Origin of the sequence: Microbacterium sp. LMI12-1-1.1 (assembly GCF_040676455.1) — a bacterium.
Classification (GTDB): domain Bacteria; phylum Actinomycetota; class Actinomycetes; order Actinomycetales; family Microbacteriaceae; genus Microbacterium.
Genome location: NZ_JBEGIA010000001.1, coordinates 1 through 22,570, shown reverse-complemented (window position 1 = coordinate 22,570; position 22,570 = coordinate 1). Strand labels below are relative to the sequence as shown.

Sequence of the window (22,570 nt, the reverse complement as noted above, 5' to 3'; positions counted from 1 at the left end):
GCCTCACCTCCGCGAGACCCCAGCGGGCGGACGAGACCCTGGGTGAACCCCACGGTCTCGTCCGCCCACTGTTGTCTCGCGGAGGCGGGGGGCTCGCGCGGGTCGGTCGGGTGCGGGTGATGCCCTGCAGCGTGGCCGATGCGGCGGCGCGGCGTGGCCGATGCGGCGGCGCGGCGAGACCCCAGCGGGCGGACGAGACCCTGGGTGAACCCCGCGGTCTCGTCCGCCCACTGTTGTCTCGCGGAGGAGGGGGGCTAACGCGGGTCGGTCGGGTGCGGGGCGCGTCCGACCAGTACACGGCGCATCGACATCAACGCGGCGGAGTTCTCGGGAGCGGTGGCACGGAGTCCGGCGCCGTGGAGGAGCGTACGCAGCGGTGTGAACGTCGTCGTATCCTGCCATCCCCAGTGGGCGACGGCTCGCAGATGCCCGCGAAGTCGCGCATCTCGCGATCGCTGCTGCTTCAGGAGCGTGGCCGCATCGCCGAACCGGCCGTCGAACTTGAAGTCCCCGTCAGCCTCCCCAGCGAGGGATGCCTCTTCCCACACGAAGTCGACGCGGTCCACCTCGTCCGGTTGGGTGACGAAAGTCTTCTGGAGCTCGGGCGCGGAAAAGCCCAGCCACTCGATCACGCCGCGGCTCACGGATTCGAACGCTGTCTCCGCGAGCGCGGTCGCGCGCGACAGCGGCCATCGTGCGATGTCACGGCCACGGCTGGACGAACGCGTCGCGTTGATGCGCGCCAACTCCTCGCGCGAGACCGTGTCGTCGCGTCGCAGCATCGCATCCGCCACCGCGAGCCCGATGGCGGGATGGCGCGCGCGAGCCACGTCGACGGCTGCCTCCGCCGGGGCGGAGACGGCGATCCCGCTGATCAGCACGAGTGCGCGGTGGTCCGTTGTGGTGTGGGTGCGCACACCCGAGACCAGCCTGGATGCGCCTGTCGCCGGTGCGAGGACATGGACGACGCCGGGGTTGCCGAAGACCGGACCGCCGTGCAGCGCGACAGCAGACTCGTGGGAGGGGACGAGATCCGGATGCAACAGAAGCGCAGCGTGAACCTGCGCCAGGTACCTCGTCCACGGCGGCAGCGATCGCCACTCCTCCGCTGGTGCGTACACCCCGCGCCGAACCTTGACCAGGTCGTTCCGGGCCACCGCGCGTTCGGGATGAGGCACGTCGTCGACGCGCAACAGCGAGATCGGCGATGGCTGGATTGTCAGCGCGGACGTGAGCAGCGGCATCCGTCGACTCTGTCGGGCCGCGGCAGCCGCGGCGAAGATCTCCGAGCCGTTCGTGGACGAACGCCGAAACCCCCGGTCTGTGGAGGAGCCGCGCGCCGGCCGGTGTTCCTGCGCACAGCGCCCCACGCTGCGCGCCCGGCGCGGTTTGACGAGACCCCAGTGGGCCGACGAGACCCTGGGTGAACCCCACGGTCTCGTCCACCCACTGGGGTCTCGCCGAGAAAGGGCGGCGCGCACCCCTCGCCGAGACAGGGCGGCGCGCTGACCGGCTACGCCGCGCTTACGCGGACGCGGACGCGGACGCGGACGGCGTCGGAGTCGGGGTCGGCGACGGCGACGGCGTCGGGATCGGGGCGAAGACGCCGGGCCACAGCGCCGCTGCGAGGGGGTAGCCGACGAAGGCGACGATGTCGAGCAGGGTGTGCGCGACGACGAGGGGCATGACGCGCCCCCACCGGCGGTAGCACCAGCCGAACACCAGGCCCATCACGAAGTTGCCGACGATCGCTCCGATGCCCTGGTACGCGTGGTACGCACCGCGCAGGGCCGCGGTGGTCAGGATGATCGACCCGTCGTTCCAGCCGAGCCGGCGCAGCCGGTCGAACAGGTAGCCGATGAAGATGACCTCCTCGGTCAGCCCCGCGCGCAGCGCCGACAGCACGAGCAGCGGCACCGTCCACCACGCCGCGTCGAGGGGCGAGGCCACGACCGCGACTGTGATCCCCAGCGCTCGTCCGGCTGCGTAGAGCGCCAGCCCCGGCAGGCCGATGACGGCGGCGAGCAGGATGCCGCGGCCGAGGTCGCCGCCGAATCGGGTGAAGTCGAGGCCGATGCGCCGCAGTGCGTTGCTCCCGGGCTCCCACAGCAGGTACACCACGAGCGCGACGAGGGCGAGCGCGAAGAAGACGGAGAGCAGCTGGTAGGTCACATCCCAGAACGCCTGCACATCGCGTGACGGATTCACCTGGGTCTGCTGCTGGCCCAGGGGGACCGGTGCGAGGAGCTTGCGGACGAGCGAGAGGACCGAGTAGAGCGCCGACTGACCGACCGTGATCGCCAGGACGATCCAGACCTCCCAGGTCAGGCGGCGGCGCTCGAACGCATCGGGGGCAGCAAGCGTAGTGGATTCCCTCCGGTCCGTGGGCCGGTTCAGCGGCGTCATCTTGTCAGATTGTCACACTCCGCGTCGATTGAGTTAAGGCTCTGTAACGTTTTCCCCGATCGTTTTGACCATCTCACCACCGATGCTTATCGTTTTCCCATCCGCGCGCCCGTCCGGTTCTCTCCGTACTCGCGCGCATTACCCTGCACAGGAGGAGACACAGTGTCTGACAAGACGACGTGGCGCATGCGCGCACTCGGAGTCGCGGCGGGCGTCGGCGTGACCGCATTGGTCCTTGCCGGCTGCTCGACGACCCCGCCGGAGTCGGAGGAGCCCACGGCCACCGACACCGCGGTGACCGTTGCTGAGACGAACGAGTTCACGGGTACGAACTCGAACAGCGACAACGGCAACCTCGACATCAACGGCAAGATCGACTACCTCACCAAGTCCACGTTCTACTACGTCAGCGACAGCTACGAGGTCGTTCCGGACGAGTCGTTCGGCACGATGGAGGTCGTCAGCGAGGACCCCCTCCAGGTCAAGTACACCCTCAACGACGGGCTCGAGTGGTCCGACGGTGAGCCCATCACCACCGACGACCTCGTCTTCGGATGGGCTGCCACGTCGGGCGTCTTCGACGACGCCACGCTCGACCCGGAGTCGGGTGAGGCCGTCAGCGGCACGAAGTACTTCGCGTACGCCGGCAGCACGGAGGGTCTCAAGACCTCCACGATCACCGAGGTCGCCGACGACAAGCTCTCGCTCACGCTCGAGTACGACGAGCCCTTCGTCGACTGGAACATCCAGGACCTCATGGACCAGCCGGTCCACGTCGTCTCCGAGAAGGCGGGCGTCGACCAGGCCGAGCTCATCGACACGATCCTGACGAGCCCGCGCGGTGACGTTGCCGCTCCGGCGCCGGTCAACGAGACGCTCAAGGCTGCTGCCGACTTCTGGAACTCGGGCTTCGACATGACGTCGCTGCCGGAGGACCCGTCGCTGTACCTGGCGAGCGGCCCGTGGATCATCGACTCGTACGAGCCCACGCAGTCGATGACGCTCAAGCTCAACGAGAGCTACACGGGTGACCTCAAGCCGCAGTTCTCGGAGCTCGTCATCCGCTTCATCGGTGACGCGCAGGCCCAGGTCACGGCCCTCCAGAACGGCGAGGTCGACATCATCGCCCCGCAGGCGAGCGGTGACACGCTGACCGCGCTCGAGGCGATCGACGGTGCCACGGTGATCCAGGGCGACCAGCTCGCGTACGACCACCTCGACCTGACGTTCGGCGGCCCGCTGGCCGAGCAGAACGTCCGTGAGGCCTTCCTCAAGACGATCCCGCGTCAGCAGCTCGTCGACACCCTGATCAAGCCGATCAACCCCGAGGCCGAGGTCCTCAACTCGCAGCTGTTCATCCCGGCGCAGTCGTCCTACGAGGACGCTGTCTCGAGCAACGGCTCCGACGCGTACGCCGAGGTCGACATCGAGGGTGCCAAGGAGCTCCTCGCCGGTGCGACCCCGACGATCCGCCTCATGTACAACATCAACAACCCGAACCGCGTCGCGGCGTTCGAGGCCATCCAGGCCTCGGCTGCTGAGGCCGGCTTCGTGATCGAGGATCTGGGCCGTGAGGACTGGAGCGCGCAGCTCGGTTCGGACATCTACGACGCGGTCATCTTCGGCTGGATCTCGCCCGGTGTCGGCAACGGCACCGTCCCGCAGATCTTCGCCAGCTTCGGTGGCAGCAACTTCAACAAGTACGCCAACGACACGGTCGACGAGATCGCCCGTGAGATCCCGGTGACGCTCGACACCGACACCATCGATGAGCTCACGGTCCAGGCCGACGCCGAGCTGTTCGGCGACGCCTACGGTCTGCCGCTGTGGCAGAGCCCGGGCCTGGAGGCGCACGCAGACAACATCGAGGGCCTCACCTACATGGGCAACCAGACCGGTGTGTTCTGGAACTTCTGGGAGTGGACGGTCGCCGAGTAATTCGGTGATCAGCTGAAACACCACGCCATGGGGCGTCGGGTTCTTGCAGCCCGGCGCCCCGTGCGTGTGTCTTCCCGTCCACTGCGGGTGGCCGCGACGTCAAGCCTCTGCTGCCGCCGTCGCCCGCCTGCTACCTTTTCTGCATGAAGGGCCAGCCCAGTGCTTAGCTTCGTCCTGCGGCGCATCGGGGTCTCGATCCTGATCCTCATCGCCGCATCCTTCTTGATGTACACCCTCGTGGCTCTGGCAAGAGACCCGCTCGAGGATCTGTACGCCTCCAACAGCCCGAACCGCGACGCGCTCATCGCACAGCGCATCGACTGGCTGAACCTCGACCAGCCCATTCCCGTCCGCTGGTTCAACTGGCTTCTCGGCGCCGCACGCTGCGTCATCCCGTTCGGCGGATGCGATCTCGGCGTCACGATCCAGAACCAGCCGGTCGACGTCCTTCTCGCTCGCGCCATGGGTGCGACGCTCCAGCTCGTGACCGCCTCGACGATCCTCGCGATCGTCCTCGGCATCCTGGTCGGCATCGTCTCGGCGCTGCGTCAGTACAGCGCGATCGACTACTCGTTCACGTTCGCCAGCTTCCTGTTCTACTCGCTGCCGTCGTTCGTGATGGGTGTTCTCCTCAAGGTCTTCCTGGCCCTCGGCTTCAACAACTGGCTGGACAGCCCGGTGTTCACATGGCCGTGGATCATCGCGTTGAGCCTCATATCGGGCGTCTTCTGGCAGGCGATCATCGGCGGGAACAGGCAGCGTCGCCTGGTCGTCTTCGCCGCATCGGTCGTCACCACGGGCGCCATGCTCTACGGCATGAGCGTCACGGCGTGGTTCCTCTACCCGTCGCTCGGCCCCGTACTCACGCCGCTGCTGATCGCCGCGTTCGGTGCCGCGATGGTGCTGATCATCGCCGGACCCCGCGCGCGCTACGCCTGGCGTACGGCGGGTGCGACCGTCATCGTGCTGGTGGCCGCGTTCTTCGTGCTGCAGCCCTTCCTCGACTCGTTCAACGGCTGGGGCGTCTTCGCGCTCTTCGTCGCCTCGGCGCTCGTCGGCGTGGCGGCGGGCTGGTTCCTGGGTGAGTACGACAAGGGCCAGGCGATGCGCATCGGCGCCCTCACCGGCATCCTGGGAATGGGCGTCATCGTCCTCAACCAGTTCATGGGGCGCTGGAACGACTACGTCAACAACCCGAAGGTGAACGGCCGCCCGATCGCCACGATCGGCTCGGAGACGCCGAACCTGCAGGGCGACTGGTGGATCCAGAGCATCGACACGTTCACCCACCTGCTGCTGCCGACGATCAGCCTCATGCTCATCTCGTTCGCGGCGTACACGCGCTACGCGCGCGGCGGCATGCTCGAGACGCTGAACCAGGACTACATCCGCACGGCGCGCGCGAAGGGTCTGCCGGAGCGCACCGTCATCGTCCGCCACGCGTTCCGCAACTCGTTGATCCCGATCACCACGATCGTCGCGGCCGATGTGGGCGCGCTCATCGGTGGCGCGATCATCACCGAGCGGATCTTCGCGTTCAGCGGCATGGGTGCTCTCTTCAACCAGGGTCTCTCGCATGCCGACCCCAACCCGGTCATGGCGTACTTCGTCGTCATCGCCGTGTTCGCCATCACGTTCAACTTCCTCGCCGACCTCGCCTACTCGGCAATCGACCCGAGAGTGAGGGTCAAGTAATGTCCATCCCGATCGATCCGTCCCTCGAACCGCCCAGCCAGGTCGCCGAAGGCGGCGTGCACGTCCAGACCGCCGACGAGCGCGGCGTCAGCCAGGGGCGACTGACCTTCCGTCGGTTCATCGCCCACAAGCCCGCCGTGATCAGCGCGATCCTCTTCATCCTGATCGTCGGATTCGCCGTCACCGCGACCGGCATCGGCCCGATCCCGGGCTGGTGGAAGTGGAACTATGAGCAGCTGATCCCGATCACCGACGGCGGCAAGCCGACGCTGACGCTCTTCCCGTTCTCGCTGGGCGACCACCCGTTCGGTCAGAACACGGTCGGCAAGGACTACTTCGCGATGGTCATGCGCGGCCTCGTGAACTCGTCGTACATCATGTTCATCATCGGCCTCATCGGCGCCTTCATCGGCGTCGTGGTCGGTGCGATCGCCGGTTACTATCGCGGGTGGGTCGACGCGGTGCTGATGCGCCTGACCGACATCGTCATCGTGATCCCGGTGATCGTCATCGGCGCCGTGGTCGGTTCGTCCGTCGGCAACCTGGGGCCGCTGTTCCTGGCCCTGTTCCTCGGCTTCTTCGTGTGGACGGGCATCGCGCGTCTGGTCCGGGCCGAGTTCCTGACGCTGCGTGAGCGCGAGTTCGTCGAGGCGGCGCGGGTCGCCGGGGCATCGGACGCGCGCATCATCTTCAAGCACATCCTGCCCAACGCGATCGGCGTCGTGATCGTGGCGACGACGCTGCTGATCGCCGCAGCCATCATCCTCGAGACGTCGCTCTCGTTCCTCGGCTACGGCGTCCGCGCTCCCGATGTCTCGCTCGGCTTGCTGATCGCCTCGAACGAATCGGCGTTCCAGACCCGCCCGTGGCTGTTCTGGTGGCCGGCGGCGTTCATCGTGATCCTGTCGCTGCTGGTGAACTTCGTCGGCGACGGCCTGCGCGATGCGTTCGACCCGCGCCAGAAGCGCGTGGTCTTCCGCAAGGTGAAGGACCTCCCGGACGATGCGGTGATCGTCAGCGGCACCACCGTCGATGTGCCCGAGGGCGCGATGGTCACCGCCGGCGGCGGAACGACCGTGTCGGGTGTGACGAGCGATCGCGGCGACGACGTCCTCGACGAGGAGATCTCGCCCGAACCGGATCGCCGCGCATGATGCTCGAGAAGCGGTCAGCCCGTGGCGATGATCAGCGCGACGGACGCCACCGCGAGCACGGCGGACGCCACCAGGTAGAGCAGGTGCCAGTGGCGCTTGACCGGCGTCTCGTCGGCGACGCCGAGCTCCACCTGACCGGCGTCCAGGCGGCGGCGCCACGTCTCGCGCACGACGAGGGCGGCATTGCCCGAGTCGGTGCCCAGGCGGTCGCTGGGACGCGCCTCGCCGCCGGCGGCGCTCGCCTCGCGGCGCGCCTTGGCGTTGCCCATCATCGTGGTGAAGAAGCCGGGCGCCGGCGCGGACCAGGCGGTGAAGCTGCCGGACGGCGTGTGCAGCGTCAGGGCGCGGGCCGTGTCGACGTGCACGAGCGCCTCCCACGGCACATCGACGTCGTGACTGACGTTCTCGATGCGCACGCCGTGATCGGACACGACGACGCACGGGCGCCACAGGGCGGCCCAGCCGAGAAGCGCGGCCAGCGGAGCGCCGGCGTAGACCCACGTCAGCCGCGCGTCCGAGCTCCACACGGCGGTGATCACTGCGAGCGCCGCGAGACTCCAGACGATGACGGCAGCAATGCGGTTGAAACGGGAGTCGATGCGGATCGCAGGGTCGGTCACCTCCCCATTCTCTCTCTCGACCCCGCAAGGACCATCCAATGAACGCGTCCCCCCACACCGAATCCACCGGCGGCCCGCTGCTGCAAGTGAGCGGCCTGTCCGTGGACTTCGCCGTCGACAACTACTGGGTGCCCGCGGCGAAGAAGCTCGACTACTTCGTGGAGTCGGGCAAGGCCCTCGCGATCGTCGGCGAGTCCGGCTCGGGCAAGAGCGCGAGCTCCATGGCGATGCTCGGACTGCTGCCCTCGAACGCCCGCGTCACCGGCAGTGTCAAGCTCGGCGGCCGCGAGATCCTGGGCCTGCGCAAGGAAGAGCTGCGCCGCGTGCGCGGCCGTGAGATCGCGGTGATCTTCCAGGAGCCGATGACCGCGCTGAACCCCGTGTTCACGGTGGGCTTCCAGATCATCGAGACGCTCCGCATCCACAAGGGCATGACGCCGAGCGCAGCGCGCGCCCGGGCGCTCGAGCTCCTGGACATGGTGGAGCTGCCCGATCCGCTGAAGGCGTTCAACTCCTACCCGCACCAGCTCTCGGGCGGACAGCGGCAGCGTGCCATGATCGCGCAGTCGATCTCGTGCGATCCGCAGCTGCTCATCGCCGACGAGCCCACCACGGCGCTCGATGTGACGGTGCAGGCCGAGATCCTCGACCTCATGCGCGACCTGCGTCACCGTCTCGACTCGGCCATCCTCATCATCACGCACGACATGGGCGTGGTGGCCGACATCGCCGACGACATCGTGGTGATGCGCAAGGGCGAGATCGTCGAGCGTGGAACCGTCGACGCCGTGTTCAACCGTCCGCAGCATCCCTACACGCAGCAGCTGCTGGCGGCGGTGCCGCGCATCGGCGACGCGGCGGGGGAGTCGATCGACACGACGGCTGCGCTGGCCGGCGACACGTCGGTGATCCGACTGGCGGATGTGGCCGCGCGCGCGGACGAAGAGCGTCGCAAGGGCCTCGGCGCTCCGGTGCTCGACTTCCAGGACGTTGCCATCGAGTACCCCAAGCGCGGGCGCGTCCCGGCGTTCCGCGCCGTCGAGCACGCGACTTTCTCGATCTTCCCGGGTGAGGTCACCGGCCTCGTCGGCGAGTCCGGCTCGGGCAAGACGACGGTCGGCCGCGCCGCCATCGGCCTGCTGCCGATCGCGGAGGGGCGCGCCGAGGTCGTCGGGCACGACATCTCGAAGGCGGACCGCCGTCTGCTGCACACCGTGCACAAGGACGTCGGCATCGTCTTCCAGGACCCGTCCTCGTCGCTCAACCCTCGCCTGCCGATCGGCCAGTCGATCGGTGAGCCGATGCTGCTGGCGAACGTCGCGAAGGGCCGCCAGCTCGACGTGCGCGTGCAGGAGCTGCTCGACGCGGTCGAGCTGCCCCGCTCGTACCGCAACCGGTACCCGCACGAGCTGTCGGGCGGTCAGAAGCAGCGCGTCGGCATCGCGCGCGCTCTCGCGCTGCAGCCGAAGCTGCTGATCGCCGACGAGCCCACGTCGGCGCTGGACGTGTCGGTGCAGGCCACCGTGCTGCAGCTGCTGCGCGTGCTGCAGCAGGACCTGGGCTTCGCGTGCCTGTTCATCAGCCACGACCTCGCGGTCGTCGACTCGCTCGCCGACCGGATCATCGTGATGCATCACGGGCACATCGTCGAGCAGGGTGCGACCGGTCAGATCCTGCGGGCGCCGCAGGAGGACTACACGCGACGGCTCATCGCGGCCATCCCGGTGCCCGACCCCGACGAGCAGCGCGTGCGCCGCGAAGCGCGGGCGGCCCTGCTCGCAGCGGGCCTGGAGGGCTGACCACAGCGCCGAAAGGCGACACACAGGAGCGCCCAATAGAATGGGGATGCCGGCATTCCGGCATCCCCATTCTCTTTCAAGGATTCCCTCATGGCGCGCGCCCTCCGTCCGGACCTCCGCAACGTGGCTATCGTCGCTCACGTCGACCACGGCAAGACCACCCTCGTCGACGCGATGCTCCGTCAGACCGGCTCGTTCGGCTCGCACGAGCACATGGAAGAACGCGCGATGGACTCGAACGACCTCGAGCGCGAAAAGGGCATCACGATCCTCGCGAAGAACACGGCGATCACCTACAAGGGCGTCCACACCGACGTGCCCGTGACGATCAACGTGATCGACACCCCGGGCCACGCCGACTTCGGCGGCGAGGTCGAGCGCGGCCTCTCGATGGTCGACGGCGTCGTGCTGCTGGTGGACGCGAGCGAGGGCCCGCTGCCCCAGACCCGCTTCGTCCTGCGCAAGGCGCTCGAGGCGAAGCTGCCGGTGATCCTCCTGGTCAACAAGACCGACCGTCCCGATGCGCGCATCGCCGAGGTCGAGGAAGAGGCGCACGACCTGCTGCTCGGCCTGGCGTCGGACCTCCACGACGACGTGCCCGACCTCGACGTCGACGCGCTCCTCGACGTGCCCGTGGTCTACGCGTCGGGTCGCGCCGGTGCGGCATCGCGCAACCGTCCCGCGAACGGCGAGCTGCCCGACAACGCCGACCTCGAGCCGCTCTTCGGCGCGATCCTCGAGCACGTGCCGGCGCCGTCCTACGACGATGAGGCCCCGCTGCAGGCGTGGGTGACGAACCTCGACTCCAGCCCGTTCCTCGGCCGCCTCGCACTCCTGCGCGTCTTCAACGGCACGCTGAAGAAGGGCCAGACGGTCGCCTGGGTGCGCCACGACGGCACGCACTCCAACGCGCGCATCACCGAGCTGCTGAAGACCCGCGCGCTCGAGCGCTACCCGGCGGAAGAGGCCGGCCCGGGCGACATCGTCGCCATCGCCGGCATCGAGGAGATCACGATCGGCGAGACGATCGCCGATCCCGAGGACGTCCGGCCGCTGCCCGCCATCCACGTCGACGACCCCGCGATCTCGATGACGATCGGCACGAACACTTCGCCGCTGGTCGGCAAGGTGAAGGGTCACAAGCTCACCGCCCGCATGGTGAAGGATCGCCTCGACCGCGAGCTCATCGGCAACGTGTCGCTGAAGGTGCTCGACATCGGCCGCCCCGACGCGTGGGAGGTGCAGGGCCGCGGCGAGCTGGCCCTCGCGATCCTCGTCGAGAACATGCGGCGCGAGGGCTTCGAGCTCACGGTGGGCAAGCCCCAGGTGGTCACGAAGAAGGTCGACGGCAAGACCTACGAGCCGTTCGAGCACCTCACGATCGACTCACCCGAGGAGTACCTCGGCGCGATCACGCAGCTTCTCGCGTCGCGCAAGGGCCGCATGGAGACGATGACGAACCACGGCACCGGCTGGGTGCGCATGGAGTTCATCGTGCCCTCGCGCGGTCTCATCGGCTTCCGCACCGAGTTCCTCACCACGACGCGCGGCACCGGCATCGCCAACGCGATCTCGCACGGCTACGAGCCGTGGGCGGGTCACATCGTCACGCGTCAGAACGGCTCGATCGTGGCCGACCGCTCGGGAGTGGTGACGCCCTTCGCGATCATCGCCCTGCAGGAGCGCATGTCGTTCTTCGTGCAGCCGACCGAAGAGGTCTACGAGGGCATGGTCATCGGCGAGAACTCGCGCAATGACGACATGGACGTGAACATCACCAAGGAGAAGAAGCTCACCAACATGCGCTCCTCCACGGCCGACACGTTCGAGTCGATGACCCCGCCGCGTCAGCTCTCGCTCGAGGAGAGCCTGGAGTTCGCGCGCGACGACGAATGCGTCGAGGTGACGCCCGAGAAGGTGCGCATCCGCAAGGTCGTCCTCGACGCGACCGAGCGCGGCCGCGCCACGGCACGCCTGAAGCGCCAGGACGCCAACGCGTAAGCAGTGACGGATGCCGCGGCCGGCGCCTCTCAGAGGCACCGGGCGCGGCATCCGCTGTCATCCCCGAACGGTCACGGTGACGGGCTTCGCCGGCGTCGAGCCGGCGGCGTTCGACAGCACCGCGGTGAACTCGTAGGTCCCCGGCGCCAGCTCGCCGACGACGGTGGCCGCGTGCTGAGCGCCCGGCGTCGCGGCGACCAGCGCCCGGCGGTCGACCTCGACGCCGTCCTGGTAGAGCACGTACTCGGTCGCGTTGGTGCCCCACCAGAGGTCGGCGGTGATGGTCACCGTGCCGCTCCGCGCCCCTGAGGCCGACAGCGCGGCGCGGGCAGGCGCGGCATCCGTGACCGTCACCGTGTGGGTCCGCGACGCGGTCTGGCCGTAGGGATTGAGCGCCACCACCGTGTATTCGTACCTTCCGTCGACGCGGCCGGCGATGTCGAACGCGGCGTGCTGCGCGGCGGGCGAGGCGCCGTCGATCCCCTGCGCGTCGATCAGCACGCCGTTCTCGTACAGCTTCACGACCGTCGCGTTCTGCCCCCACCACAGGTCGGCGAACACCCGGTAGTCGCCGTCGCGCAGCCCGGTGTCGCGGCCGTTGTCGTCCGAGACGGTGAACGCCGCGGGGGCTGCCGTCGCGCCGGGGGTTCCGGACGACAGGATGCCGGCGCCGGCGCCGGCGCGGACGATCGCCGCCACGTCGGCGACGGGGTCGGGCGCATAGGTGTACGCGTCGGCGGGATCCCAGCGCACGTCGGGGGAGAGGGGGCTGGCGGCCGTCGCGTTGTACGCCGCCAGCACGTCGAACGGCGCGCCGTCGACGAGCGTGTCGCTCGCGCGCAGTTCCGTCCCACCCCAGCCGGCGATGATGCGCGACGCGCTCGACGGGTCGACGAGCTCGACCGCATTGGCCTCCGCGACGATGCTGCTCTCCTTGCCCGCGCCCCAGAAGTACTGGAAGAACGGGTGGTCGGCCGACGACGCCGCCGTGGTGGCATCCGTCTGCTCGTAGAGGTTGTTGTAGACGTGCACGTCGCCGAAGCGCACGCGGGGTCCCCGCTGGCCGATGTCGGTCCAGCGGTTGTGGTGCTGCGTGACGCGGTGCTGCCCGCGGTCCTGGGTGCGCGAATCGGACGACCCGATGATGTCGGTCTTGTCGTGATGCTGGAACCAGTTCCACGACATGGTCACGAGGTCCGAGCCGTGCGTCACGTCGAGGAGCCCGTCGTGCACCTCGAACGGCCGTCCGTAGACCGTGTCGAGGCTCGTCGCCGGGTGCGCGCCGTCGTCGAACGTGTTGTGATCGACCCAGACGCTCGTGGACGTCCAGACCGAGAGGTTGTCGTACGCCGAGTTCCAGTTCCCGCCTGCGTCCCCGGCATCCCATTGGGGGAAGCAGTCGTACGCGTCGGACAGCGTCAGGTTGCGGACGATCACGTTGTGCGCGTCCCGGATGCGCAGGGATGCCCCGGCCACGCGCGCGTCGTCACCCACGCCGACGAGGGTCACGTTCGAGCCGACGTGCTGCAGCGTGAGCTTCGCCTGCAGGGCTGCCGCTTCGACGCGCGCCTGCTCGAGGGGCCCGGACGGGTCGACGCCGGGACCGAACGCCGCGATGTAGTCGTCCATGTCGAACGGCGCTCCGGTGCCCGCGACCGTCACCTGCGAGGCGATGTCGTCGCAGGTGATGCGGCTGCCGTCGGCGCGGAGCCACGGATCGAGCTCGCCGGTGACATAGACGATGCGGGGCACCTGGTTGTAGCGCGCATCGTTCTGCGAGCCGCCGGGTACTCCCGCGAGAGCATCGCGGAGCGTCTGCCAGTCGTCCACGACGTACACCTGGGAGGGGTCCGCCGCACTCCCGCCGCTCACCGGCTCGGCCACGCGCGGGACGCGTTCGGGCGCCGTCGGTCCCGACCACGAGCCCCAGCCGTCGCCCGCCGCGATCACTTCGTGTCCGAGGTCGACGGCAGGGGATGCGGCAGCCGGCGTCGTCGCGGAGGCGGGCGCAGCGGTGAGCTGCACCGCGGCGAGGGCGAGGGCGGTCGCGAGGCCGGCGGCTCTGGTGAGTGGTCGCCGGGGCGTTCGGCTGCGGAGGGCGCGCGCGGGCAGCGTCGTTCTCATGGGACTCCTTCGTCCGGAAGCAGAATCCGTGATGAGAACGGGTGGTGGCACCCACAAGCGAGGAAGCGTTTTCTGCGTGTGCGACCAGCATGGTCCGGGCGGCCGGAAAACGCAATCCCATCTAGCGGATGCCGCGCTCCGAGGTGGCCAGTCGCCTCGAGGCGGACCGGAGTGACGCCGCGCAGCCGTCGGTAGCATGACGACGTGACTCTCGACCCCCACTTCGACGACGCGCACAGCGCCGGAGAGGCGAAGCGGGCCGTTCGTCAGGGGTTGGGTGTGGCTCTCGCGACGAGTGCCTACGGCATCTCGTTCGGCGCGCTGGCGGTCGCCGCAGGACTCGACGTGTGGCAGACCTGCGTGCTGAGCCTCGTGATGTTCACGGGCGGGTCCCAGTTCGCGTTCGTCGGGATCGTCGGCGCCGGGGGACTGGCGGCCGCACCCGCCGCGATCGCCTCCGCGGCCCTTCTCGGGGTGCGCAACGTCGCGTACGGCATCCGCATGTCCCCGGTGATCGGTCCGGGGTTCTGGCGCCGCGCCGCCGCTGCGCAGTTCACGATCGACGAGTCCACCGCCGTCTCGCTCGCACAGCGCACTGCGCGCGCCCGCACCCTCGGGTTCTGGGTCACGGGCATCGGCATCTATGTCGGCTGGAATCTGTCTACGCTCGCCGGCGCCCTGCTCGGCGACGTGCTCGGTGACCCACGGGCGTACGGACTGGATGCCGCGGCGGCGGCCGCCTTCCTCGCCCTGCTGTGGCCGCGGCTCCGGGCCCGGCAGCCGATCGTCGTCGGAGTCGCCGCTGCCGTCATCGCGACGGTGCTGACGCCCGTCCTCATGCCCGGGCTGCCCGTGATCGTCGCGGCGGCCGTCGCGATCCTCGTGGGCTGGACCAACTGGCTCGGCAGGGATGACGCAGCGGATGCCGCCGAGCCGGACGACGTGGCGGAGCGCGAGGGGCTGCCGTGACCATGTGGACAGCGGTGCTCGTCGCCGCGATCGTGTGCGTGGCGCTCAAGACGGTCGGCTATCTCATCCCCGCCCGCTGGGTGGAGGCACCCACTCCGCTGCGGATCGCCGATCTGCTGACGGTCGCCCTCCTGGCCGCCCTTGTCGCCGTGCAGACGCTCGGCGCGGGTCAGGCTGTCGTGGTCGACGCCCGCGTGCCGGCCGTGCTCGTCGCCGCGGGGCTGCTCCTCCTGCGTGCGCCGTTCCTCGTGGTGGTGATCGCCGCAGCCCTCGTCGCGGCGCTGCTGCGCCTGTGGGGCTGGGCGGCGTAGACCGTCTCTGTCGCGCGACCAGGCAGGGGAACCGCCCTCATGGACGAGGTCGGTACGATCGAGTCATGCGTCCCTCCGTCCCCGCCCGCATCGGCAGCTGGATCGTCGCGCTGCTCGTCGGGCTGGTGTACGGGGTCGCCGGAACCGTCGCCCACGCGTACACGATCGGCTGGTTCCCGCTCGGGCTCATCCTGGCGGTGATCGGATCGGCAGCGCTGCTGATGGCGGTGCGGTTCCTCACCTCAGACAGGTGGGCGACGCTCGCGACCGGCGGCGGCATGATGATCTCCACGCTGGTGTTCTCGGGGAGCGGACCCGGAGGCTCGGTGGTGGTGCCGCAGACCGGCCTCGCCGTGGTCTGGACGTTCGCGGTGCCGATCCTCGTGGCCCTCGCCGTCGCCTGGCCCGATCGCTCCCGCGCCGCCGCCTGAGCCGAGGACGGGCCACCGCGCGGAAGCGAGCTTCGGCACGGGGTCGGCCCCGGCCGGATGCGGGGCGTGGCATGGGGCCGGCTCAGGTCGGATGCCGAGCGGGGCGTGGGGCCGGCCCCGGCCGGATGCGGAGCGGGGCGTGGGGCCGGCCCCGGTCGGACGTAGACTGAGCGGGTGACGTACGTGATCGCCCTTCCCTGCGTGGACGTCAAGGACCGCGCCTGCATCGACGAGTGTCCCGTGGACTGCATCTACGAGGGCGACCGGTCGCTGTACATCCACCCCGACGAGTGCGTCGACTGCGGCGCCTGCGAGCCGGTGTGTCCCGTCGAGGCGATCTACTACGAAGACGACCTGCCCGACGAATGGCAGGACTACTACAAGGCCAATGTCGAGTTCTTCGACGACATCGGCTCCCCGGGCGGCGCGGCCAAGGTGGGTGTGATCCACAAGGACCACCCGGTCATCGAGGCGCTCCCGCCGCAGGAACACTGACGTGGCGGTAGCCGACCTCGCGGACTACCCCTGGGACGCCGTCGCGCCGTACGCGCAGAAGGCGCGCTCGCACCCCGACGGCATCGTCGACCTCTCGATCGGGTCGCCCGTGGACCCGACGCCCGCGGTCGTCGCCGACGCGCTGCGTGCGGCGACCGACGCGCACGCCTACCCGCAGACCGTCGGCACGGCGTCGCTGCGCGCGGCGATCGCCGAGTGGTACGACCGCCGCCGCGGAGTCGCGGGCCTCACGCCCGACAACGTCCTTCCCACCGTCGGCTCGAAGGAGCTGGTCGCCCTGCTGCCGCTGCTGCTCGGCCTCGGCCCCGGCGATATCGTGGTCCATCCCCGCGCCGCCTACCCCACGTACGAGGTGGGGGCGCGCCTCGTCGGCGCCACGCCGGTCGCGTCCGACGACCCGGCGGAGTGGCCGGAGGGAACGCGCCTGGTGTGGGTGAACTCGCCCGGGAATCCGGATGGCCGCGTGCTCGACGTCGACGCCCTGCGTGCTGCCGTCGCGCGAGCGCGGGAGCTGGGCGCCGTGCTCGCGTCCGACGAGTGCTATGCCGAGCTCGGCTGGGACGCCCCCTGGGATCGCGAGCCGGTGCCGTCCGTGCTCGATCCCCGGGTCACCGCCGGCGACCTGCGCGGCATCCTGTCGGTGTACTCGCTCAGCAAGCAGTCGAACCTCGCCGGGTACCGGGCGGCGTTCCTCGCCGGCGATCCCTCCGTCGTCGCTCGTCTGCTCACGGCGCGCAAGCATCTCGGCCTCATGCTGCCGCTGCCGGTGCAGGCGGCGATGGTCGCCGCCCTCACGGATGACGTCCACGTCGCGGCACAGAAGGAGCTCTACCGTCGCCGGCGCGAGACCCTTCGGCCGGCCGTGGAAGCGGCCGGCTTCCGCATCGACGCGAGCGAGGCGGGCCTGTACCTGTGGGCGACCGAGGGTCGTGACGCGTGGGAGAGCATCGACCGGCTCGCCGACCTCGGCATCCTCGCGGGTCCCGGCCATTTCTACGGCGTGCACTTCCCGCAGCACATCCGGCTGTCGCTCACCGCGACCGACGACCGCATCGCCGCGGCCGCCGAGCGCCTGCGCGCGTCGGCGTCCACTCCCCGCAGCGACAACGTGGGCACCGTCGCCCCTGGCTGAGGATTCCTCCATCGGATGCCGCGTCCCTTTGGCTGTGTCAGCAGTAGGCGCAGCGGCGGACTAGGCTGTAAGAACGCGGCGATGCGGCATCCCCCGTCCCGCCCCTCCGTTCTGACGCAGACCGCCCCACGGTGTCGCTCAGGACCGGACGACACCCCCGGTACGACCAGAAATCGCGAGGAGGCGCCGTGAGCGACGCGGGCACCCAGCAGGAGAAGGCCACCCTCACGATCGGTGATACGTCCGCCGAGTTCCCGCTCCTGCGGGGCACCGACGGCTCGCCGAGCGTGGACCTCTCCACCCTCACCCGCCAGACCGGCTACACGGCTCTCGACTACGGTTTCGTGAACACCGCGGCGACCAAGTCGGCGATCACCTACATCGACGGCGACCAGGGCGTGCTGCGCTATCGCGGCTACCCGATCGAGCAGCTGGCGAAGAACAGCACCTACCTCGAGGTGGCGTGGCTGCTCATCTACGGCGAGCTCCCCTCCGCCGACGAGCTGGGGGAGTTCGACGAGAAGATCCGTCGGCACACGCTGCTGCACGAAGACCTGAAGCGATTCTTCTCCGCGCTTCCGCACACTGCGCACCCCATGTCGGTGCTCTCCTCGGCGGTGTCGGCGCTCTCGACGTACTACGAGCACCAGTCCGACCCCAACAACCCGGAGCACGTCGAGCTCAACACGATCCGCATGCTGGCGAAGCTGCCCGTCATCGCGGCGTACGCGCACAAGAAGAGCATCGGCCAGGCGTTCCTGTACCCCGATAACTCGCTCGGCTTCGTCGACAACTTCCTCAAGCTGAACTTCGGCGTGCTGTCCGAGGTCTACGAGGTCGACCCGGTGATGTCCCGTGCGCTCGAGCGACTGCTGATCCTTCACGAGGACCACGAGCAGAACGCCTCGACGTCGACGGTGCGCCTGGTCGGCTCGACCGGCGCGAACCAGTTCTCGTCGATCTCGGCCGGCATCAACGCGCTCTACGGGCCGCTGCACGGCGGCGCGAACGAAGCCGTGCTCGACATGCTCGGGCGCATCCGCGACTCCGGTGAGAGCGTCCAGCGCTTCGTCGAGCGCGTGAAGAACAAGGAAGACGGTGTGAAGCTCATGGGCTTCGGACACCGCGTCTACAAGAACTACGACCCGCGCGCCAAGCTCGTGAAGGAGTCGGCCGACGAGGTGCTGAACGCTCTCGGCGTCAGCGACCCGCTGCTCGATCTCGCCAAGGAGCTCGAAGAGATCGCTCTCAACGACGCGTACTTCCAGGACCGCCGGCTGTATCCGAACGTCGACTTCTACACCGGCGTGATCTACAAGGCGATGGGTTTCCCGACCCGGATGTTCACGGTGTTGTTCGCCATCGGGCGCCTGCCCGGCTGGCTCGCGCAGTGGCGCGAGGCCGCCGGCGACCCGCAGACCAAGATCGGCCGCCCGCAGCAGCTGTACGTCGGGGCCGAGGAGCGGAGCTACCCGGGTCTGTCCTGACCCGGCCTGCGTCGACGAGCGCTCCACCGCGTGATCGACGGCAGAACGACGATGCCGCGCCCCTCGGGGCGCGGCATCCGTCATTCGAGTCGCCCGGCGGTCAGGCGATCTCGGCGAGGGCGGCGGGCACGTCCGCTCTCTCCTCGTCGGAGGGCGTGGTCGCGGCATCCGTCGATCGACGCGGCCGGACGACCAGCACGATGACCGCGGCGACCACGGCGCCGGCGGCGAGGGTCAGCCACGCGACGGCGTATCCGTCGACGGCGGGGGATCCGCCGGGGGCGACCGAGCCGAACACGATCGCTGTCGTGAGGGCCGAGCCGATCGCCGATCCGATGGTGCGGAGGTTGGCGTTGACGCCGGTCGCGATACCGGTGCGGTCCGCCGGCACGCTCTCGACGATGATGCTCGCGGTGGAGGCATAGGCGAGCCCGATGCCGAGCCCGAACACGCCGCCCGCGATGGCGAGGGTCAGGACCGTCTCGTGGTCGAAGACGGCGAACACCACGCCGCCCGCCATGAGCAGCGCGCCGAGGGCCATCATGAGTCGGAGCGGGATGACGCGTGCGATCGCTCCCGTGGCGAAGCCGACGCTCGACATGCCGATGAGGAGCGGGAGCAGCGCGAGTCCTGCCGCTTGCACCCCGAGCCCGAGGCCCCATCCTGAGTCGGTGGGCGTCTCGAGGAACTGGGGCAGGTAGCCCCAGAATCCGAAGGCGGCAGCGCCGATGAGGAGTGCGGCGGTGTTGACCGGCCAGATGGCGCGCGTCGCCATCAGGCGCAGATCCACGAGAGGGTTGTCGGAGCGCAGCTCCGCGACGACCCAGGCGACGACGAGCACCGTCGCCGCAGCGAACATGCCGAGCGTGAGCGGGGAGGTCCAGCCCCAGCGGGCTCCCGAGCTGAGCGGAACCAGCAGGGCGATGAGCCAGCCCGAGAGCAGGACTGCCGAGACGACGTTGACGCTTCCCGTGGCGCGCAACCCCGCCGGCGGCACGAGCATCGCGGTCAGCGCGATCCCGGCCACGGCGGCGACGAACGGCACCGCGAAGATGCCCTGCCAGCCCAGCAGCTCGGCGAGAGGACCGGCGAGGACGCTGCCCGCCGCGCCGCCGATGCCGATGATCGCACTCGTGGCGCCGATCGCGCCGGTGAGCTGGTGGCGGGGCATCACATCGCGCAGCAGGCCGAAGGCGAGCGGGAAGAGCGCGCCGCCGATTCCCTGCAGGACGCGGGCAAGGATCAGGATCTGCAGGTTCGGCGCGAACGATGCAACGATATCGCCGATAGCGACCACGCCCAGGACGGCGAGGAACGTGTTGCGGCGGCCGCGCAGGTCGCCGATCCGGCCGAGGAGGGGAGTGGCCACCGCGGCGGCGATGAGCCACGAGGTGTTGGTCCAGGATGCCGCATCCGCCGTCACGCCGAAGTCGGCGGCGATCAATGGGATGACGGGGATGACGAGGTTCTGCAGCAGCGCGAGCGAGGCGACGCTGAGAGCGATCGCCGCGAACGCTGCGCGAGGGGTGAAGGGGATGGCGGGCATCGACGGGCCTTCCGATGGGTGCGGATCCGATGAATGCGGAGTAAAGTGGAAGTAGGTCTCCGAACGGAGGAAGCCTCCGCTTAGAGATTAGCGGAGGGGTCCTCCGTTTCGCAACCACCACTTCGTACGGATCTGCAACCGTCTCGGCGGTCGCAGTCAGCAGCACCACGGGAGGTCGTCGGAATGTCGGTCGTCGAGCGGGTATCCGCGCTGGATGCGCGTCGTCCCCAGCGGGCCGACGCCGCGCGCAACTTCGACGCCCTGGTCGCCGCCGGGCGCGAGGCGTTCGCCGAGGAGGGCTCGGCCGCTTCACTGGAAGACATCGCGCGTCGCGCCGGGGTCGGCATCGGCACGCTCTACCGCAACTTCCCGACCCGCGACGACCTGATCGAGACGCTCTACCTCGGCGAAGTCGATGCGCTCGCGCGCGCCGCCGATGAGGTCGCCGACCTCGAGCCCTGGGATGCGCTGCGCGCCTGGCTCGACCGCTTCGTGACGTACGTCGGCACGAAGCACGCGCTGCTGGACGGACTGAACCGCCGGTCTCCGGTGCTCGCCGAGTGCCGGACGATCATGCTGTCGGCCGGTGAGCCGCTGCTCGAGCGCGCACAGACGGCCGGCGACGTCGATCCCGACATCTCCATCGGCGACGTCGTCAAGCTCGTGTCAGGGGTCGCGGCCGTCGCCTCGTTCGACGACGAGGCTCAGCGCCAGCGCGTGCTCAACCTGGCGATCAACGCGATCCGCCGCTGATCTCGTACGACCGGCCTCACCTCCGCGTCGGCGATGCGGCCGGCCGGCTGATGTCAGGCGTGCAGCGCCTCGTTGAGTGTCACGCCGACGCCCGCACGCCGGACCGCCTCGACGGCACCCGTCAGCGAGTTGCGACGGAACAGCAGCCCGGCCACCCCCGACAGCTCGGCGCCCTTGACCGTCGTGGGCGAGCCGTCCGCGCGACGCGGCTCGTCCGCAAGCACCACCTTGGTGCCGGCGGTGACGTAGAGGCCCGCTTCGACCACGCAGTCGTCGCCCAGTGAGATGCCGATGCCGGCGTTCGCGCCGAGCAGCGTCCGAGCACCGACCGAGACCTTGTGCGTGCCCCCGCCGGACAGGGTGCCCATGATCGACGCGCCACCGCCGATGTCGCTGCCGTCGCCGACGACGACGCCCTGCGAGATGCGGCCCTCGACCATGCTCTGTCCGAGCGTGCCGGCGTTGAAGTTGACGAACCCTTCGTGCATGACCGTCGTGCCCGGTGAGAGGTAGGCGCCCAGGCGCACGCGCGAGGCGTCGGCGATCCGCACGCCCGGGGGCGTGACGTAGTCGAGCAGGCGCGGGAACTTGTCGAGACCCTGCACCTGGATCCCGTCGCGCGCGAGATAGGGGCGAAGCCTGGTCAGCGTGTCGGGGTGAATCGGACCGGCGGTGGTCCAGGCGACGTTCGGCAGGTGCGCGAACACACCGTCGAGATTCACCTCATTGGGACGCACGAGCAGATGCGAGAGCGCGTGAAGACGCAGATAGGCGTCCGGTGTCGACGAGGGCGGGGCGTCGAGGTCCGCCTCGACCGCGACGACGTCGACGGAGACGGCGCGACGAGGGTCGGCCACCGCGAGGTGGTCGAGTTGATCCGGCGCCAGCTGCGGATCGAACCCGAGCGGGATCCGTCCCGCGGAGGGGGAGGGGAACCACGTGTCGAGCACGGTTCCGTCTTCGGCGGTCGTCGCGAGGCCCACGCCCCACACCCATCGTTCTTCGGTCATGCCTCCACGCTAGCGCGGCCGGACCGGCCCGGTTCCCGCGTGTTTCCGCGGATGCGGGGGTGCGACACGCCCGGGGTGCGGGCTGGATTCGACGGGTGGCCACGTCGCACGTAAAGTATTACTTGTTCGCCCCAAAGGGTAGAGCGGAAGGCCGGAAGGCCTGGCTCCCCTCAAGCAGTGAACCACCCCATCTGAACTGCTCCTGGTGAGTCTGCCGGTTTCGGCTTAGGATGGGTTTCTTCCACTCTCGTGTGCGTCGGTCGGCGGTGTGGTGGGGTCTTGTGCCTCGCTGCGTCGGTTTGACAGGCGAAACGGCGTGTGTAAGATAGAGAAGTTGCCCAGCGGCGAAGGTTGAGAGACCCGAACGCTGGTGCGTCCGATCTTTGAGAACTCAACAGCGTGCACTTGTCAAATGCCAATTTTTGTATCCTCGCTGACCATTTGTTTGGTTGGTGGGGGTCCTTTTTGGATCAATTCATGGATGTCAGTTTGATATTCGTTTTTGGTCATGGTTGAACTCGCTGCTTCTTGTCCCTTTTTCCGGGGTGGGTTTGCAGTATTCATTTTTTATGGAGAGTTTGATCCTGGCTCAGGATGAACGCTGGCGGCGTGCTTAACACATGCAAGTCGAACGGTGAAGCCCCGCTTGCGGGGTGGATCAGTGGCGAACGGGTGAGT

Annotated in this window: 18 protein-coding genes and 1 rRNA gene; 13 read left to right on the top strand and 6 right to left on the bottom strand. The window is 69.1% G+C overall.

Features of this window, described 5'->3' with window-relative positions; translation table 11 throughout:
- Positions 1-254: 254 nt before the first annotated feature.
- Both MRBLMI12_RS00095 and MRBLMI12_RS00090 read right to left on the bottom strand, forming a co-directional pair.
- Positions 255-1,244 (bottom strand): hypothetical protein, encoded by a 990-nt coding sequence (locus tag MRBLMI12_RS00095; RefSeq protein ID WP_363352852.1) that lies wholly within the window; start codon positions 1,242-1,244, stop codon positions 255-257.
- 280 nt (positions 1,245-1,524) lie between these two features.
- Positions 1,525-2,406, bottom strand: coding sequence for a CPBP family intramembrane glutamic endopeptidase (locus tag MRBLMI12_RS00090; protein WP_363352850.1), 882 nt, complete (start codon positions 2,404-2,406; stop codon positions 1,525-1,527).
- Positions 2,407-2,568: 162 nt separating this feature from the next.
- On the opposite strand from MRBLMI12_RS00090, the gene MRBLMI12_RS00085 reads away from it, so the two are divergent.
- The 3 genes from MRBLMI12_RS00085 to MRBLMI12_RS00075 all read left to right on the top strand — a co-directional run bounded on the left by MRBLMI12_RS00085 (position 2,569) and on the right by MRBLMI12_RS00075 (position 7,193).
- Positions 2,569-4,344 (top strand): ABC transporter family substrate-binding protein, encoded by a 1,776-nt coding sequence (locus MRBLMI12_RS00085; protein WP_363352848.1) that lies wholly within the window; start codon positions 2,569-2,571, stop codon positions 4,342-4,344.
- Positions 4,345-4,503: 159 nt separating this feature from the next.
- Positions 4,504-6,039, top strand: a complete 1,536-nt coding sequence (locus MRBLMI12_RS00080; RefSeq protein WP_349427881.1) for an ABC transporter permease — start codon at positions 4,504-4,506, stop codon at positions 6,037-6,039.
- Positions 6,039-7,193, top strand: a complete 1,155-nt coding sequence (locus MRBLMI12_RS00075; protein ID WP_363352846.1) for an ABC transporter permease — start codon at positions 6,039-6,041, stop codon at positions 7,191-7,193. Before MRBLMI12_RS00080 ends, MRBLMI12_RS00075 begins: the two co-directional genes overlap by 1 nt.
- A 14-nt stretch (positions 7,194-7,207) precedes the next feature.
- Here the strand turns inward: MRBLMI12_RS00075 and MRBLMI12_RS00070 are convergent, their stop codons facing one another.
- Positions 7,208-7,813, bottom strand: a complete 606-nt coding sequence (locus tag MRBLMI12_RS00070; RefSeq protein ID WP_363352844.1) for a PH domain-containing protein — start codon at positions 7,811-7,813, stop codon at positions 7,208-7,210.
- Between the two features lie 38 nt (positions 7,814-7,851).
- Here MRBLMI12_RS00070 and MRBLMI12_RS00065 point away from each other — a divergent pair, with 38 nt between their 5' ends.
- Both MRBLMI12_RS00065 and typA read left to right on the top strand, forming a co-directional pair.
- The gene (locus MRBLMI12_RS00065; protein ID WP_349427878.1) at positions 7,852-9,612 is read left to right on the top strand and encodes an ABC transporter ATP-binding protein; all 1,761 of its coding nucleotides are present in this window, start codon (positions 7,852-7,854) and stop codon (positions 9,610-9,612) included.
- Between the two features lie 90 nt (positions 9,613-9,702).
- Entirely contained in the window at positions 9,703-11,613 is a 1,911-nt protein-coding gene (gene typA, locus MRBLMI12_RS00060) for a translational GTPase TypA (protein ID WP_349427877.1), read from the top strand.
- A 57-nt stretch (positions 11,614-11,670) separates the two neighbouring features.
- Here typA and MRBLMI12_RS00055 read toward each other — a convergent pair whose 3' ends face one another.
- Positions 11,671-13,737 carry a hypothetical protein gene (locus MRBLMI12_RS00055; RefSeq protein WP_363352841.1) on the bottom strand — a complete coding sequence of 689 codons (2,067 nt, stop codon included), beginning with the start codon at positions 13,735-13,737 and terminating at the stop codon, positions 11,671-11,673.
- 204 nt (positions 13,738-13,941) lie between these two features.
- On the opposite strand from MRBLMI12_RS00055, the gene MRBLMI12_RS00050 reads away from it, so the two are divergent.
- The 6 genes from MRBLMI12_RS00050 to MRBLMI12_RS00025 all read left to right on the top strand — a co-directional run bounded on the left by MRBLMI12_RS00050 (position 13,942) and on the right by MRBLMI12_RS00025 (position 18,583).
- The gene (locus MRBLMI12_RS00050) at positions 13,942-14,706 is read left to right on the top strand and encodes an AzlC family ABC transporter permease (protein WP_363352839.1); all 765 of its coding nucleotides are present in this window, start codon (positions 13,942-13,944) and stop codon (positions 14,704-14,706) included.
- Entirely contained in the window at positions 14,703-15,017 is a 315-nt protein-coding gene (locus MRBLMI12_RS00045) for an AzlD domain-containing protein (RefSeq protein ID WP_363352837.1), read from the top strand. The genes MRBLMI12_RS00050 and MRBLMI12_RS00045 overlap by 4 nt, the downstream gene beginning before the upstream one ends.
- Positions 15,018-15,082: 65 nt before the next feature.
- Positions 15,083-15,448 carry a DUF6113 family protein gene (locus MRBLMI12_RS00040; RefSeq protein ID WP_363352835.1) on the top strand — a complete coding sequence of 122 codons (366 nt, stop codon included), beginning with the start codon at positions 15,083-15,085 and terminating at the stop codon, positions 15,446-15,448.
- Between the two features lie 174 nt (positions 15,449-15,622).
- Positions 15,623-15,943, top strand: coding sequence for a ferredoxin (gene fdxA / locus MRBLMI12_RS00035; protein WP_363352833.1), 321 nt, complete (start codon positions 15,623-15,625; stop codon positions 15,941-15,943).
- A 1-nt stretch (position 15,944) separates the two neighbouring features.
- Positions 15,945-17,096, top strand: a complete 1,152-nt coding sequence (gene dapC / locus MRBLMI12_RS00030; protein ID WP_363352831.1) for a succinyldiaminopimelate transaminase — start codon at positions 15,945-15,947, stop codon at positions 17,094-17,096.
- A 188-nt stretch (positions 17,097-17,284) separates the two neighbouring features.
- Positions 17,285-18,583 (top strand): citrate synthase, encoded by a 1,299-nt coding sequence (locus MRBLMI12_RS00025; protein WP_349427871.1) that lies wholly within the window; start codon positions 17,285-17,287, stop codon positions 18,581-18,583.
- A gap of 100 nt (positions 18,584-18,683) precedes the next feature.
- Here MRBLMI12_RS00025 and MRBLMI12_RS00020 read toward each other — a convergent pair whose 3' ends face one another.
- Positions 18,684-20,129 carry an MFS transporter gene (locus MRBLMI12_RS00020; RefSeq protein WP_363352828.1) on the bottom strand — a complete coding sequence of 482 codons (1,446 nt, stop codon included), beginning with the start codon at positions 20,127-20,129 and terminating at the stop codon, positions 18,684-18,686.
- Positions 20,130-20,312: 183 nt separating this feature from the next.
- On the opposite strand from MRBLMI12_RS00020, the gene MRBLMI12_RS00015 reads away from it, so the two are divergent.
- Positions 20,313-20,882, top strand: a complete 570-nt coding sequence (locus tag MRBLMI12_RS00015) for a TetR/AcrR family transcriptional regulator (RefSeq protein ID WP_349427869.1) — start codon at positions 20,313-20,315, stop codon at positions 20,880-20,882.
- A gap of 53 nt (positions 20,883-20,935) precedes the next feature.
- Here the strand turns inward: MRBLMI12_RS00015 and dapD are convergent, their stop codons facing one another.
- Complete coding sequence (gene dapD / locus MRBLMI12_RS00010; RefSeq protein ID WP_363352826.1) at positions 20,936-21,892, bottom strand: 2,3,4,5-tetrahydropyridine-2,6-dicarboxylate N-succinyltransferase; 957 nt, start codon at positions 21,890-21,892, stop codon at positions 20,936-20,938.
- Between the two features lie 566 nt (positions 21,893-22,458).
- On the opposite strand from dapD, the gene MRBLMI12_RS00005 reads away from it, so the two are divergent.
- A 16S ribosomal RNA gene (locus tag MRBLMI12_RS00005) occupies positions 22,459-22,570 on the top strand; the annotation flags it as partial.